Raw genomic sequence first — 13,842 nt, forward strand, 5'->3', positions numbered from 1 at the left:
GCCCAACGCCGTACAGACGTGCGGGCGTTCGGGCCGAATCCCGGGACTCCGTGATCAAGGAGCGGCACAATGGCGGGCGACGCAAAGGTCCGATGTCGCTGCGGCGGCCGCACACACCCAGGACACCCGACGTGTTGTCCGGGGAAGGGAAAGACATGAGTGAAGCCCGGACCCCGTCCAGCGGTTCGGCGAGTCCGAACACCGCGGTGGCGCACAACGCCCGGGTCTGGAACCACTGGATCGGCGGGAAGGACAACTTCGAAGTCGACCGGGCGGTGGGTGACCAGGTCGCCGGTATGTTCCCCGTGATCCGGGACGTGGCCCGAGCGGACCGTGAGTTCCTCGGCCGCGCGGTGCGGCATCTGGCCGCCGACCTCGGGACGCGCCAGTTCCTGGACGTCGGCACCGGGCTGCCCACGCTGGACAACACCCACGAGATCGCCCAGCGGATCGCCCCCGAGTCGCGGATCGTCTACGTCGACAACGACCCCATCGTGCTCGCCCACGCCCGGAAGCTCCTGACCAGCACGCCCGAAGGTGCCACGGACTATGTGGACGCCGATGCCCACCACCCGGAGACCATCATCGAGCGCGCCGGAGCGACGCTCGACCTCGACCGGCCCGTAGCGGTGATGATGCTGGGCGTCCTCAACTTCGTCCTCGACACCGAACGGGCGCAGGACATCGTGCGGCGGGTCATGGCGGCGGTCCCGTCCGGCAGTTGGCTGGTTCTGACCCATCCCACCACCGACGCCGACCTCGGCGGCGAGGGCAACATCGCGGCCATGAAGTTCTGGAACGAGAACGCCACCCCGCCGATCACCGCCCGCAGCCGCGCACAGATCACGGCCTTCTTCGAGGGCCTGGACCTCCTCGACCCCGGCCTCGTCTCGTGCGCGGGGTGGCGTTCCGAGTCCGACAGCCCTGCCCTGGTCCCCCAGTTCGGCGCGGTGGCCGTGAAGCCCTGACCGGTGCGCTGCGCCCCCGACGGCGTCAGTTCCTCAGGTTCGCCCCGACCGCGGCAGCGACGACACGGTCCCGTTCCGTGCGCGTGAACAGCCCGTCGGAGAGCCAGGTGTCGGCGAGGGCGCGCACCGCCCCGACGAAGCGGGCGGAGGTCTCGAAAGGTGCCTGTGCCCAGAGCACGTCGAGGAAGGTCGGACCGTCGGCGCGAGCGCGATTGGCTACGCTCGAGTTCGCCGCCCCGAACACGACCACGGGTTCGGAACGCCTGAAGTAGGCGTGGTACCGGATGTCGTCCCCGACGAAGAACGGCGCCAGGGTCAGGCCGTGCGTGGTGAAGTGCATCGGCCGGCCCTCGGGGTGGATCGCGTCGGCGAGGTCGCCCCGCAGCCTGAAGTCCTTGTAGAAGGAGAACACTCGGAACGCCTGTTCCTGGCTCTGGGCGACGAGCAGCACCGGCCCGTGGAACACCGACTGGACGGTGGGGTCGTCCAGCGCCCTCTCGACGCGCAGACGGTACGGAGTGGAGACGCCGACCCGGTCGCCGCGCTGCCAGTTCCTGCTCAGTGTGAGGTAGTTGCCGGGTTCGGCGACGATCCGCTGTCGCACCCCGTTGACCGTGACGGTGAAGCCTCCCGTGGCCCAGGACGGCACCCGGAGTTTCAGATCGAGCGAGCCGCTGCCCTCACGGAACGTCAGGGTGCGTACGCCCTCGGCCGGGTAGTCGCTCGTCTGCTCGATGACGAGGCCCCGCTCCGGCCACCGCAACGTCGAGGCCAGATACAGGTTGACGTACAGCGCGCTGCCGTCGGCGGAGCGGAAGTACACCGAGTCCTGGTACTTGGTGTGGTTCTCCATGCCGGTGCCGCCGCAGCAGGTGCCGGTGTTGTCGTACTCCCGCACGACACCCGGCCCCATTCCCACGAAGTAGGTGACAAGCGGGCTGGTCGTACTGCGGGTGTCCCGGCGGGAGGCGAGGATGTGGTTGGTCAGGCCCCGCTCGTAGTGGTCCATGTAGGCGGGGTCCGGCTCGTGGAAGAACAACTGCCTGCTCAGTTTCAGCATGTTGTACGTCGCGCAGGTCTCGGCGTTCTTGGCGTCCAGGGTGGCCGCGATGGCGTTCCGGGCCCGGAACATCTCGCCCTGTCCCGTGCCGCCCAGGCTGTACGTCCGGGGGCCCGCGACCATGCCCCAGAAGTTGCGGGCAGCGGCGACGTACTCGTCCTCCCCCGTGTGGTCGAAGAGCCGCAGATAGCCGGTGAATTGCGGGATGTGCTGGTTTGCGTGCCGACCGTCGAGGATGTCGCGGTCCTCGGCGCAGGCGTCCAGCAGAGCGGTGTTGTCGAAGCAGCGGGCGGCGGCGAGGTGTTCCGCCCGGCCGGTGAGGGCGTACAGGTCCGTCATCACCTCGTTCATGCCGCCGTACTCGCCCGCGATGTAGATCGACCACATGCGCTCCAACTGGGCCTTCGGCAGGCGGCCGAGCCGGTTGTGCACCCAGTCGCCCATCTTCGAGACGATCTCCAGGGCCTCGGCGTGCCCTGCCAGCGTGTGCGCGTCGAGGAGACCGCGCATGATCTTGTGGCAGGTGTAGTACGGCGCCCAGATGGTGGGGTACGTCGTGTAGCTCTCCAGCAGGATGAACTGCGTCTCCGGGTACGCCGCCAGATAGCCGGGGTGACTCGGTCTCGGCGAGCCGCTCTGCGCCAGGGCCCTCTGGCTCTCGCCGAGCGCGCCGACCAGGTGGTCGAGCTTGGCCTTGAGGGCGGACTCCCGTGTGTCGGCGTACGCCTGGGCGACGAGGGTGAGGAAGTGGCCGCCGTAATGGCCGCGCAGGTTGCCGTCGGAGGTCTCCCAGCCGCCGGGCGGCCGGGCCCCGCGGGTGTCGAGTCCGGCGTTGGCCCGGAAGACGGCCAGGATGCGGTCGGCCGGGTAGGTCCTGGCGTATTCCAGCATCAGGTCGCGCTTCTGCCGGAACACCCCGTTGCCGAGGGCGACTTGATCCAGCGCGAAGGGGACTACGGACCAGGTCGACGGGGCGGGCACCGAAGCAACGGTAGTGCCCCGGGCGGCGATCGCGGTCGGGGCCGCGTCGGTGGCGGCGTGCGCCGAGGTGGCACCGTGCACGAGCGGGTCGGCGGCCGTCCCGGCCGCGAGCGTCAACAGACGGCGGCGGGTGGGGGGTTGGGAGGACATGCTCGGACTCCGATCGTCGGTGCGTAGGGGGCGACGGCGGGGAGCGGTGGCCGTTCTGTCACAGCGGGGCGGCCAGGGTTCTTCGCTGGTGGCGTCTTCGTGGTCCGAGCACGACTACCTCCCTGTGGCGTTGCGGTCCGGCTCTGCGGAGTGGTCGTGCTCCTCGGGGTTCCCCGGCCGCGAGATTCGGTCCGGTTCCGCGATGGGCAGCCAGACGCGCATCGTCGAGGGGCCTCGGCCGGCCCAGGAGTGATAGGGCACGAGCACGATCCCCGTACGGACTGCGTTCGCCGCGAGGGGACGGTCGAGCGGCTCGTACGGCCAGGCCGTGTCGGTCGCTTCGGAGTGCGCGACGAGTCCCCCGGCCACGACGACGGTGCCGCCCGCGCCATCCGGCCCGTCCGGTTCCTCGGGTCCGTCCATCGGCTCGGCGGACGGATCCACTCGTATCGCGTCGACTTCGTAGCCGTCCGGCAGGTCCACGGACTCGGCGCAGTACACCAGTGGACCGCGCTCGACGGCCGCCGTGCCGCGTATCGCGTCAATGCGCGGGTCGGCGCGGGTCCAGCGCGGGACCACCGGCAGTTCGAGCCGGATCTCGTCACCCGGCCGGAAGACCCGGGTGACCTCGGCCATGCCCGGGGCGACGACCCGGCGTGTCCCGTCCGGGTCGACCAGCCACGTGGTGGCGCCCGCCGTCCACGCGGGGACGCGCAGCGACACGGTCCAGGGCCGGTCCGGGGACCTGCCGATCCGTACGACCGCGTGCCCGCCGGAGGGGTAGTCCGTACGGACCCGCAGCGCGACGCCGTCGCCACCAGCGAGGGAGGTGGTGATCTCCGAGTCGGCGTACTGGTGCAGCTGCACGCCGTGGTCGTCCGCCGTGGCCAGATACCCGGGCAGTTGGGCCAGGGTCCTCGCCACATTGGTGGGACAGCAGGACACCGCGAACCAGGGTGCGCGCAGGCTCGACTCGGCGCGCGGGCTGTCGGTGTCCGTGGAGGGTGTGGTGCCGCGGCGGCGCCGGTGCAGGGTGTTGGCGTAGAAGAAGGCCCTGCCGTCGTCGGACGGGGAGGTCGCGATCACGTTGAACAGGGTCCGTTCGGCCAGGTCCGCGAAGCGCGGCTCGCCGGTGGCGAGCAGCAGCCGCCAGCTGAGCATCACGGAGGCGACACCGGCGCAGGTCTCCGAGTAGGCGCGGTCGGGCGGCAGTACAAAGTCGTCGCCGAAGGCCTCGTCCCGGTGGTGCGAGCCCATGCCGCCGGTCAGATACGTCCGCCGGGCGACCGTGGCCTCCCACTGCCGTACGACGGCGGCGAGCAGCGCTTCGTCCCCGGTCTCCACGGCCACGTCGACGGCGCCCGCCGCGAGGTAGAGGGCGCGGACGGCGTGTCCGCGCAGCACGGTGGCGTCCAGGACGGGCATGTCGTCCTGGTAGTAGGCGCGGCCGAACTCTGGATCGGCGAGGGTGCCGTGTCCGCGGCGGTCGACGAAGAGCGCGGCCTGGTCGAGGTAGCGCTGCTCGCCCGTCAGTCTCGCCAGCTCCACCAGGGCCATCTCGATCTCCGGGTGACCGCAGACGCGCTCGATGCCGCCCCGGCCGAAGGTCGCGCACACATGGTCGGCCGCCCGCCGGGCGATCTTCGCCAGCTCGCCCTCGCCCCGGGCGCGGGTCTGGGCCACGCCCGCCTGGACGAGGTAGCCGTGGCAGTACAGCTCGTGGCCCCATTCGAGGTCGCTGTAGCGGGGCTCCTGACCCGGGCCGCCGAAGGCGGTGTTGAGGTAGCCGTCCGGCCGCTGGGCCGGTGCGATGGCTTCGGTGAGCGCGGCGACCTCGGCGTCCAGCGAGGCGCCGGCGCCCTGGCCGGCGGCCTCCCAGGCCATGGCTTCGAGCAGCTTGTAGACGTCGGCGTCGGTGAACTCGCGGCCCCGCCGGTCCTGTTGGATGCGGCCCTCTGCGGCGGCCCGGAAGTTGCCGGTCCAGCCGACCCGTTCCATCCAGTCTCGGCAGTGTCCGAGTGTGGCGGTCGCGTTGATGTGGCGGCGTCGGGCCCAGAAACCTCCGGTGATCCTGACCTCGTCGAGACCGAGTGGCCGCAGCCTGCCCCGGGTCGGCGCCACCGGCAGGACGGATGACCGCGCCATGTTCTCCCTCACCAGTTCATGCCTTCGGTTCGTCCTTCCGGTTGTCCGTTCGAGTCAGGTCAGATCTGCTCAGGTCAGGTCAGGTCGGTACGGGTCGGTCGTCCGGCACTTCAGGGCGTGCTCAACGGCACTTCAGCCCTTGAGCGCGCCGGACATGAAGCCGCGTATGTAGTGCCGTTGCAGCAGCAGGAAGAGGAGCAGACAGGGCACGGCGAGGACCACCACACCGGCCTCGGTGGCGCCGTAGTCGACGGCGCCCATGCTCTGCTGCCGCAGGTTCGCGACGGCCAGTGGCAGCGGTGCCTTCTCGCTGTCGGAGATGAGGATCAGCGGTGCGATGAAGTCGTTCCAGGCCGCGAGGAACGCGAAGAGCCCCACGGTGATCAGCCCCGGCCGCACCGCAGGCAGGAGGACGCGGCGCAGCGCGCCCGCCGTACCGCAGCCGTCGACGAGCGCCGACTCCTCCAGTTCGCGCGGCACCGCCTCGAACGAGATCCGCATCATGAAGGTGGCGAACGGCAGCTGGAACATGGCCAGTACGAGGCTCAACCCGACCAGCGAGTTCTGCAGGTGGAGCCTGCCGAGCAGCACATAGAGCGGGATGAGGAGGGTGGCGTACGGGACCATGAGGATGGCCAGGGTGAGGAGGAACAGCAGGTTCTTGCCCGGGAAGTCGAAGCGGGCGAAGGCGTAGCCGCCCAGCAGCGACACGCCGAGGGTCAGGGCGACGGTGAGCGCCGACACGACGGTGCTGTTGAGGAGATAGCGCCACAGGCCCGCGTCGTGGTCGAGGAGCGTCCGGTAGTTGCCGAGGCCGTGGCCGGACTCCTGCGCGGTGCCCGGCTGTCCACTGACCGAGGCCCAGGCGTTCCAGACCAGCGGGAACAGGAAGATGACGGCCAGGCCACCGGCGACGACGTAGTAAGGCGTCCGGCCGAGGGCGCGGGTGAGCACGGTGGTGTCCTCTCTCATGAGGCTCATGAGGCGGTTGTCATGACTCGTCGGCGCGGCGCAGACCGCGGAACTGGAGGACGTTGAGCAGAAGCAGCACGGCCAGCACGATGATCGAAAGAGCGGCGGCGGTACCGAGGTCGAGCCGCTGGAAGGCCTCGCGGTAGATCAACTGGACGACGGTGACAGTGCTGTTGTCCGGGCCGCCCTTGGTGAGGATGAAGAACTGGTCGAAGGCGAGCAGCGATCCGGTCACGCAGAGCAGCAGACACAGCGCGAGGGACGGGCGCAGCAGCGGCAGCGTGATGGAGCGGAAGATCTGGCCGCGACTCGCGCCGTCCATCCGGGCCGCCTCGTACACCTCGTGGGGGATGCGCTGGAGGCCCACGAGGAGGATCAGCATGTAGAAGCCCGCGAACTTCCAGACGATGAGGAACACCGTGGACAGCAGCGCGGACGTCGATGTCCCGAGGAAGGACACCGGGTCGTCGACGAGGCCCAGGCTTTCCAGGATGCCGCTGAGCGGCCCCGTGGTGGGGCTGTAGAGGCCCCAGAAGAGCAGGGCCGCGGAGGCCAGCCCCAGGGCGCCGGGCAGGAAGTAGACCGTGCGGAAGAAGCCCGCGCCGGGGCGGAACTCCTGCACCAGCAGGGCGAGAAGGAGCGCCAGGGCGAGGAGTACGACCGTGACGATCACGGTGTAGAGGAGGGTGAAGCGGACCGCCGGCCAGAACAGGGTGCCGTCTGCGGCGTCCGTGTAGTTCTCGGGCGCGTTGATGCCCCGGTCTCCCGCGAGCAGCGGCCAGTCGCTGAGTGACATCTGTCCGACGAGCAGCAGCGGCAGTACGAAGAAGACCGTGACGAACACGGCCGTCGGGGCCGCGTAGGCGAGGCCCTGGGCCTTGCGGGACGTCCACGTCCACCGGCGCACGGGTGTGCCTCGGGGGCGGATCCGGCGCTCCGGCGGGCTCCGCCGGTGCGTGGGCGCCGTTCTGGCGGCCGCCTTCACCTGCATGGCTCTCCTCTGCCGTGCGATGTGGTGGGAGTGGGTGGGATCAGGCCTGTGGCTCGGAGCCTTGACGGTGAGCTGCGGGTGAGTGGGGGCTGATCGCGCAGTTCCCCGCGCCCCTGAGGAGCGGGGCTGCGCCCCGGCCCCTCAAGGCTCAGTCGGCCAGGGAAGCGGTGACCGATTCGTTGTCCTTCTCGACCTTCGTCCCGTCGCCGAACACCGCGTTGCGCATCAGCGTCAGCCAGGGGCCGTTGGGGTCGTTGAAGGTCTGGCCGAACTTCAGCGCGTACGGGGTGTGGCCGTCGGTCACGAGCTCGTTGATCGTCACGAGGCGCGGGTCCGCGTCGGAGTACTTGTTCGACGCGAGATCGGTGCGGGCCACCACGTCCTTGTTCGCGGCGACGACGTCGACCTGTGCCTTGTCGCCCAGGGACCAGGCGAGGAAGTTCCAGGCCTGGTCGGCCGACTCGCTGGTGGCGGAGATGCCGATGGCGTCACCGCCGACGAAGGTGGACTTGCCGCCGTCGGGCCCGGGGATGGGCGCGACACCGAGGTCGAGGTCCTTGGGCATCAGCCCGAGGGTGGTCGACGGCATCGGCATGACGCCGACCTTGCCCTTGGGGAACACCCCGGTCCAGGTCGTGCCCGTCTCGTCGCGCGCGCCGGGGGCAACGATGTCGTCGTCGACCCAGCCGCGGTAGGTGTCGTAGACCTTCTTCGCGGTGTCGGAGGAGAGCTCGGCCTCGGTTCCCTCCTTATTCAGCACCTCGTCGCCCGCGGCCCAGATGGACGGCCACCAGGTGAAGACGCCGCAGCCACCGCAATTGCCGCCGAAGAAGGTGCCGTTGACGCCCTTGCCCAGCGCGTCGACGGCCCGTGCCTGCCGGTCCCACTCGCTCAGGCTGGTGGGCGGCTTCTCGGGGTCGAGCTTCGCCTGCTTGTAGAGCTCCTTGTTGTAGAAGAGCACCGACAGGTCGAGGGTGTGCGGCACGACGTACTTCTTGTCCTCGTACGTACCGGCCTTGATGTGCGACTGGGCCAGCTTGTCGGCGAAGGGCAGGGCGTCGACGCGGCCGGTGATGTCGGCGAAGAGGCCGCTGGAGGTGTAGTTGGGGACGAACACCACGTCGGAGGCGAAGAGGTCGGGCAGGTCCTTGGACCCGGCGGCCGCGCCGACCTTGGCCTGGTAGTCGTCGGTGGGGATGACGGTCAGCTCGATCTCGTTCTTGTGGCTCGCGTTGTACGCCTTGACCAGGGCCTCGCTCTGCGGTCGGGTCGCAGCACGCGTCCACATCGTCAGCTTGGCGCCGTCGTCGGTGCCTGTCACGTCCCCGGCTCCACCACCCCCGCCGCCACCGCCCGAGTCGTCATCCCCCGATCCGCATGCGGTGACCAGGCTCGCGACGGCGAGCAGTGCGACGGCACCGGTGACGAGGCGGCGTGGGTGTCCAAGCGGTCCGGCCGTGCTCCCCATGGTCGATCCCCCTCGTGTGCGGCGGGCCCAGGGCGGGCCGGCCGGTCGGGACGATGGATGTGGTGGCACTGAACTCTGCGAAGGAAACAGAACCGAAAAGGTTTTCTGGGACGCTAGGACGGGACTCACTACCCGTCAATCCCCTTGCGGGTAACGGCTGATGGGGATTCCTCGATCCCGGTGAGCGTCGAGACCGAAATGGTTTCGCGTACTGTTTTCGGGCGGCGTGCACCCTCGACGGCGTCGGCACGTGACGCGAGACAGGAGTAGCCCCCCCATGGCACGGACCACCGGCCCCTCTCGTTCGCAGCCCGCCACGCTCGGCGACGTCGCCAGGCTGGCGGGCGTGTCCATCGCCACCGCGTCCAAGGCCCTCAACGGCCGCAGCCAGGTGCGTGCCGAGACGAGACAGCGGGTGATCGAGGCGGCCGAGCGGTTGTCGTTCCGGCCCAACCAGGTGGCGCGTGGTCTGCCGACCGGGCGGACGGGCACGGTCGGGCTGCTCACCAGCGACCTGGAGGGCCGGTTCGGCATCCCGATCCTCATGGGCGCCGAGGACGCGTTCGGCGCGGGCGAGGTCGCCGTGTTCCTCTGCGACGCCCGTGGTGACGCGATCCGCGAGCAGCACCATGTGCGCGCACTGCTCGGCCGCCGGGTCGACGGCCTCATCGTGGTGGGCAGCCGGACCGACCCTCGTCCGTCACTGGGCCGCGAACTGCCCGTTCCCGTCGTCTACGCGTACGCGCCGTCCGAGGATCCGGCGGATCTTTCCATCGTCCCGGACAGCGTGGGCGCCGGGCGGATCGCGGTGGAGCATCTGCTCGCCTGCGGCCGTACGCGGATCGCGCACATCACCGGTGACCCCGGGTACCTCGCCTCGCAGGAGCGGTCCGAGGGCGCCCTGGCCGCGCTCGCCGACGCCGGTCTCGCCCTGGTCGGCGAGCCTCGGTTCGGGGTGTGGTCGGAGGGTTGGGGCCGGGCGGCCACCGCGATGCTGCTCGACCAGCACCCGGACATGGACGCCGTCCTGTGCGGAAGCGATCAGATCGCGCGCGGTGTCATGGACGTACTGCGCGAGCGCGGCCACCGTGTGCCCGAGGACGTGGCGGTCATGGGCTTCGACAACTGGCAGGTCCTGACCTCCGCCTCCCGCCCTCCCCTGACGAGCGTCGACATGAACCTGGAACAGGTGGGGCGCGCCGCCGCGCACGCCCTGTTCACCGTGATCGCCGGGGCGCGGCGCTCGGGGGTCGAGACCCTGCCCTGCCGGGTGGTGATCAGGGGGTCGACGGCGCCCCTGTCCTGAGGGGAGGAGTCCGCCCGCGGCGCCAGACCGACGGCCCAGCGGCCTGGCGGCTCGACGGCTCGACGGCTCGACGGCTCGACGGCTCGACGGCCCAGCCGCCCAGCGGCTCTACGGCTCAGCCCTGCACCGGCAGGAAGAAGCGGAGTTTCTCCTTGGCGCGTGCGCCGAGGCGGTCGTAGAAGCGGATCGCGCCCTCGTTCCACGCGGGGGTCTGCCACTGGACCTCGGCGAGACCGAGGTTCCGCGCCTCGGCCACCACGGCCTCCATCAGCGCCGCACCGAGGCCCAGGCCACGGTTGTCGGCGCGAAGGAAGAGACAGTCCATGGCGAGGTATTCGCGGCCCTCCCAGGTGGAGAGTTCGGGCGCGCAGGTCGCGTAACCGACGACCTCGCCGTCGGGCAACTCCGCCACGAGGCACCGCAACCGCGGTGTCGGCGTGTCGAAGAGAAGGACCCCGAGCCGTTCGGTCAGGTCCGGGACGGGCGGTGCGGACTTCTCGTACGAGGCGTGCTCCGCGGCCAGTTCGGCGACTCGCGGCAGGTCGGCGGGGCGTGCGTGCCTCACTCGTGGAGCGCCCGTCATCGGACGTCTCCCGCCATGGTGTCCGCACCCCACGCGGCCAGCCGGTCGGCGACCGGGCCGCTGCCGTCAAGGACGTGTCGTGTGAACGCGTCGCGCTCGTGAGCCAGGACGGCGGCTTCCCAGACGCAGGGTGCGAGCCCCACCCGCCCCGGCCGCAGCAGTTCGGGCTGCCCGGCGGGACCGGAGAAGACCGCCAGGTCGGACATGTATCCCTCGATCCAGTCGCAGACGAGGACATAGTCCCCGTCGCCTCCCGCGTGGACGAGCAGAACGGCGAGCCCGAGCGACCCCCGGGCGCGCCCGAGCGCCAGATGCGCTCCGGCGATCCGAAGCGCCGCCGCCTCGTCCCGCTCCGTCACGACGCGCCCCGGCGCCTCGATCGCGTACGCCTTCACCAGATGGCCACTGGCCTCGCGGGTACCCAACGCCCGTGTCCCACGCGCGTGGTACCCATCGGCCAGCGCGAGCAGCGCCTCCGCGTCCACCGCCGTCGGCAGTTCCTCACGATCACTCATCCGGCCATGATGCAGGGGGCGGGCCTCGTCCGTCTCCCTCACCCGGACACCAGGTCCGCCAACGCCGTGAGCGTGCGCTCCCCCGCCGGGTCGCCGGCCGTGGCCGGGACCACGGCGATCTCGTCGAGGCCTGCCTCGGCGTACGCGTCGATGCGGGCGCGGACGGCGGGGGCGTCTCCCAGCAGGGCGAGGGTGTGTGCGGCCTCGGGTGGGAGTGCGGTGAGGAGGGTGTCAGGAGTGGCGTCGGAGCGGGCCAGGTCCACCGCCTCACCGAAGCCGGCCGCCGTGAACACGTCGCTGTATCCCGGGACGGTCAGGTAGCCGACGATGCTCCGCAGGATCTGCCGGACGGACTCGGGCTCGGGGTCGACGGCCGCGGGCAGCCAGGCGGCCAGCCGGGGCGGCGTCCGGCCCGCGAGCTCGGCGGCGGCGGCCAACTTGGCGCGCAGGGTGCGGACTTGTTCCGGTGAGACGACGTCGAGGAGCATGCGATCGGCGTGCGCGGCGGCCACGGCGATCGCGCGGTCTCCGAACGCCGCCACGGTGAGCGGGCCGCCGGGCGGCCGCTGACGTCGGCGGAAGGTGCTTCCGGGCACGATCGCATCGCCGGTTTTCCCGTGCATGAGACCGCGCACCGCCTCGGCGGACTCCGCCAGCGCGGCGGCGGGCCGGGTGCGGGGCCGGCCGTGGACGCCTTCGACCACCCGCTTGCTGGATGTTCCCAGCGCCACCCCGACCGGGCGGCCGATCACCGCGGCGACCGACGCCGCGCCCCTGGCGATGGTCAGCGGGTCTCGTACGGAGACGGGGACGGGTCCGGCGGTCAGTGTCACGCGCTCGGTGGCCAGTCCGATCGCGGTGGCGAGTACGAACGCGTCCCAGGTGGGCCCCTCACCGGCCCACACCTCCCGGTATCCGAGCCGGTCGGCGAGCGCGGCCACCCGCAACGGCTCGTCGACCGGGCTGTCGTCCTCTCGTGCCGCGGCAACGACGCTGATGTCCATACACATCACGGTAGTTGGTGCCCTCCGCCCTCGACGGCCCCACTCGGATCACCGGACGAAGGCGTTGTTACCGTGCACCGATGTCACACTCTTCACGCGACACCGCCGAGGGCGCCGGCTGGGGCACCGCGGAACGCGGCGACTACAAACAACTGATGCCGCACCGGGTCGAAAAGCTCTCCTGGCTCAACCCGAAGACGCTCTGGCCCGCTCGCAACGGCGTACTGGCCTCCTGGTTCGGCGACCCGACCGGGCGGACCCGCAGCCGCTGGGTGGAGCAGCGGACAGTCGCCGGGGCACCCGCCGACAAGGTGGTCCGGCGCGATGATCCGGACCACTTCTCCTTCATGGTCATCGGGGACACGGGAGAGGGCGACGACCCGCAGTACGCCGTCGTGCCGGGCTTTCTGAAGGTCAGTCAGGACACGCGGTTCGCGGTTCTCGCCAGTGACGTGGTGTATCCGGTCGGCACCACCGACGACTACGGCACGAAGTTCCACCGCCCGTACAAGGACTACCAGGCACCCATCTACGCGATACCCGGCAACCACGACTGGTACGAGGACCTCCAGGGCTTCATGCGGGTCTTCTGCGAGGCCCCGCCTCTCACGCCGGATGCCTCGCACCGCCCGCTGACACCCGCCTGGCTGCGGTCACTGCTGTGGCACAAGCCTCGTGCCACCGACGAGCAACGCCTGACCGAGGCACGGAAGTTGCGCTCGGCACCCGCCCAACAGGCCCTCCAGCCCGGCCCGTACTGGGCCGTCGACGCCGGGCCGGTACGCATCATCGGCATCGACACCGGCCTGCTGGGGACCGTCGACGCCGAGCAGGGCCGCTGGCTCCGGGAGGTGTCCAAGGGAGACACCCCGAAGATCCTCATCACCGGCTCCCCCTTGTACGTGGACGCCGAACACCACCCCTGCCCGATCGACGGCGGCGGAACCGTCGACGACATCGTGCGCGACCCGGAACATCACTACGTGGCCGCGATAGGCGGTGACATCCACAACTACCAGCGCTATCCCGTGACGGTGGACGGCCGCACCATCCAGTACGTGGTCGCCGGTGGCGGCGGCGCCTTCATGCACGCCACCCACACCGTGCCGCGCGTCTCCGTAGCCGGTGTCGCCGAGGACGACTTCCGCTGCTACCCGCTGCGCGGCGACTCGCTCGCCTTCTACAGCAGGCTCTACGGGCGCCGGCTGCGCATGCGGCGCTTCTTCACCCTCACCGAGGCGGAGGCCACCGCCGTCATCGCGAAGCGGCTCGGTGTCCGCCCGACCCGCGCTCAGGCCTCGCCCGCTCGCGTCACCCTGCGTACACGCCTGGTCGCGAGCCTGCTGGGCGCCGGCGGCCGCCCCGACCGCACCTCCCGCTTCCGCCTCCCCGTGCGCAAGGCGTACACGCAACTGCTGTCCCCGGGCTCGGCGACGTACAGCCCGCCGTTCTTCAAGTGCTTCCTGCGCCTGGACGTCACTCCTGGCTCGGTCCGGTTGCGCTGCTTCTCGGCGACGGGCAACCGACAGCAGGAACTCGACCCGCCGGTCGAGGACGAGGTGACCATCTCCCTGTAGAAGGGCTTCCGCCTCCCTCCCTGTCGAAGAGCTTGCGCCTCCCTCACCCTCCCTCCCGCCGGGCTTCCGTCCCCCGAATGGCGGAGCCGGGCTGACGGGCAGACGATAGAGAAGAGGGGCTC

Annotated in this window: 11 protein-coding genes; 3 read left to right on the forward strand and 8 right to left on the reverse strand. The window is 70.6% G+C overall.

What is annotated here, in order from left to right:
* Positions 1–155: 155 nt before the first annotated feature.
* A complete protein-coding gene (locus tag ACIBEI_RS21800; protein ID WP_398891173.1) occupies positions 156–968 on the forward strand; it encodes an SAM-dependent methyltransferase in 813 nt (270 codons plus the stop codon).
* Between the two features lie 25 nt (positions 969–993).
* Here the strand turns inward: ACIBEI_RS21800 and ACIBEI_RS21805 are convergent, their stop codons facing one another.
* The 5 genes from ACIBEI_RS21805 to ACIBEI_RS21825 form a co-directional block, all read right to left on the reverse strand.
* Positions 994–3,159, reverse strand: coding sequence for a beta-L-arabinofuranosidase domain-containing protein (locus tag ACIBEI_RS21805; RefSeq protein ID WP_398891175.1), 2,166 nt, complete (start codon positions 3,157–3,159; stop codon positions 994–996).
* A gap of 114 nt (positions 3,160–3,273) precedes the next feature.
* Positions 3,274–5,304 (reverse strand): glycoside hydrolase family 127 protein, encoded by a 2,031-nt coding sequence (locus ACIBEI_RS21810; protein ID WP_398891177.1) that lies wholly within the window; start codon positions 5,302–5,304, stop codon positions 3,274–3,276.
* A 132-nt stretch (positions 5,305–5,436) separates the two neighbouring features.
* Positions 5,437–6,258 (reverse strand): carbohydrate ABC transporter permease, encoded by an 822-nt coding sequence (locus ACIBEI_RS21815; protein WP_398891414.1) that lies wholly within the window; start codon positions 6,256–6,258, stop codon positions 5,437–5,439.
* Positions 6,259–6,295: 37 nt separating this feature from the next.
* Positions 6,296–7,267 (reverse strand): carbohydrate ABC transporter permease, encoded by a 972-nt coding sequence (locus ACIBEI_RS21820; protein ID WP_398891179.1) that lies wholly within the window; start codon positions 7,265–7,267, stop codon positions 6,296–6,298.
* Between the two features lie 148 nt (positions 7,268–7,415).
* Complete coding sequence (locus tag ACIBEI_RS21825; protein WP_398891181.1) at positions 7,416–8,735, reverse strand: ABC transporter substrate-binding protein; 1,320 nt, start codon at positions 8,733–8,735, stop codon at positions 7,416–7,418.
* Between the two features lie 277 nt (positions 8,736–9,012).
* Here ACIBEI_RS21825 and ACIBEI_RS21830 point away from each other — a divergent pair, with 277 nt between their 5' ends.
* On the forward strand, positions 9,013–10,041 hold the full coding sequence (locus ACIBEI_RS21830; RefSeq protein ID WP_398891183.1) for a LacI family DNA-binding transcriptional regulator: 1,029 nt from the start codon (positions 9,013–9,015) through the stop codon (positions 10,039–10,041).
* Between the two features lie 115 nt (positions 10,042–10,156).
* Here the strand turns inward: ACIBEI_RS21830 and ACIBEI_RS21835 are convergent, their stop codons facing one another.
* Genes ACIBEI_RS21835 through ACIBEI_RS21845 form a run of 3 tightly spaced genes read right to left on the reverse strand, consistent with a single transcriptional unit; the run spans position 10,157 to position 12,143 of the window.
* Positions 10,157–10,624: a GNAT family N-acetyltransferase gene (locus ACIBEI_RS21835; protein WP_398891185.1), complete on the reverse strand. Its 468-nt coding sequence runs from the start codon at positions 10,622–10,624 to the stop codon at positions 10,157–10,159.
* Entirely contained in the window at positions 10,621–11,139 is a 519-nt protein-coding gene (locus ACIBEI_RS21840; protein ID WP_398891187.1) for a hypothetical protein, read from the reverse strand. Before ACIBEI_RS21840 ends, ACIBEI_RS21835 begins: the two co-directional genes overlap by 4 nt.
* Positions 11,140–11,177: 38 nt before the next feature.
* Positions 11,178–12,143, reverse strand: coding sequence for an LLM class F420-dependent oxidoreductase (locus ACIBEI_RS21845; RefSeq protein ID WP_398891189.1), 966 nt, complete (start codon positions 12,141–12,143; stop codon positions 11,178–11,180).
* An 80-nt stretch (positions 12,144–12,223) separates the two neighbouring features.
* Between ACIBEI_RS21845 and ACIBEI_RS21850 the strand changes: the two genes are divergently transcribed.
* Positions 12,224–13,720 carry a metallophosphoesterase family protein gene (locus ACIBEI_RS21850; protein WP_398891191.1) on the forward strand — a complete coding sequence of 499 codons (1,497 nt, stop codon included), beginning with the start codon at positions 12,224–12,226 and terminating at the stop codon, positions 13,718–13,720.
* The last annotated feature ends 122 nt before the right edge of the window (positions 13,721–13,842 follow it).

The organism is Streptomyces sp. NPDC050988 (assembly GCF_044456225.1).
Taxonomy (GTDB): Bacteria; Actinomycetota; Actinomycetes; order Streptomycetales; family Streptomycetaceae; genus Streptomyces.

Excerpts from the sequence above, each read along its gene's own strand:
- ACIBEI_RS21800 (WP_398891173.1), top strand. The coding sequence starts at position 156 with ATGAGTGAAGCCCGGACCCCGTCCAGCGGTTCGGCGAGTCCGAACACC.
- ACIBEI_RS21805 (WP_398891175.1), bottom strand. The coding sequence starts at position 3,159 with ATGTCCTCCCAACCCCCCACCCGCCGCCGTCTGTTGACGCTCGCGGCC.
- ACIBEI_RS21810 (WP_398891177.1), bottom strand. The coding sequence starts at position 5,304 with ATGGCGCGGTCATCCGTCCTGCCGGTGGCGCCGACCCGGGGCAGGCTG.
- ACIBEI_RS21820 (WP_398891179.1), bottom strand. The coding sequence starts at position 7,267 with ATGCAGGTGAAGGCGGCCGCCAGAACGGCGCCCACGCACCGGCGGAGC.
- ACIBEI_RS21825 (WP_398891181.1), bottom strand. The coding sequence starts at position 8,735 with ATGGGGAGCACGGCCGGACCGCTTGGACACCCACGCCGCCTCGTCACC.
- ACIBEI_RS21830 (WP_398891183.1), top strand. The coding sequence starts at position 9,013 with ATGGCACGGACCACCGGCCCCTCTCGTTCGCAGCCCGCCACGCTCGGC.
- ACIBEI_RS21835 (WP_398891185.1), bottom strand. The coding sequence starts at position 10,624 with ATGACGGGCGCTCCACGAGTGAGGCACGCACGCCCCGCCGACCTGCCG.
- ACIBEI_RS21840 (WP_398891187.1), bottom strand. The coding sequence starts at position 11,139 with ATGAGTGATCGTGAGGAACTGCCGACGGCGGTGGACGCGGAGGCGCTG.
- ACIBEI_RS21845 (WP_398891189.1), bottom strand. The coding sequence starts at position 12,143 with ATGGACATCAGCGTCGTTGCCGCGGCACGAGAGGACGACAGCCCGGTC.
- ACIBEI_RS21850 (WP_398891191.1), top strand. The coding sequence starts at position 12,224 with ATGTCACACTCTTCACGCGACACCGCCGAGGGCGCCGGCTGGGGCACC.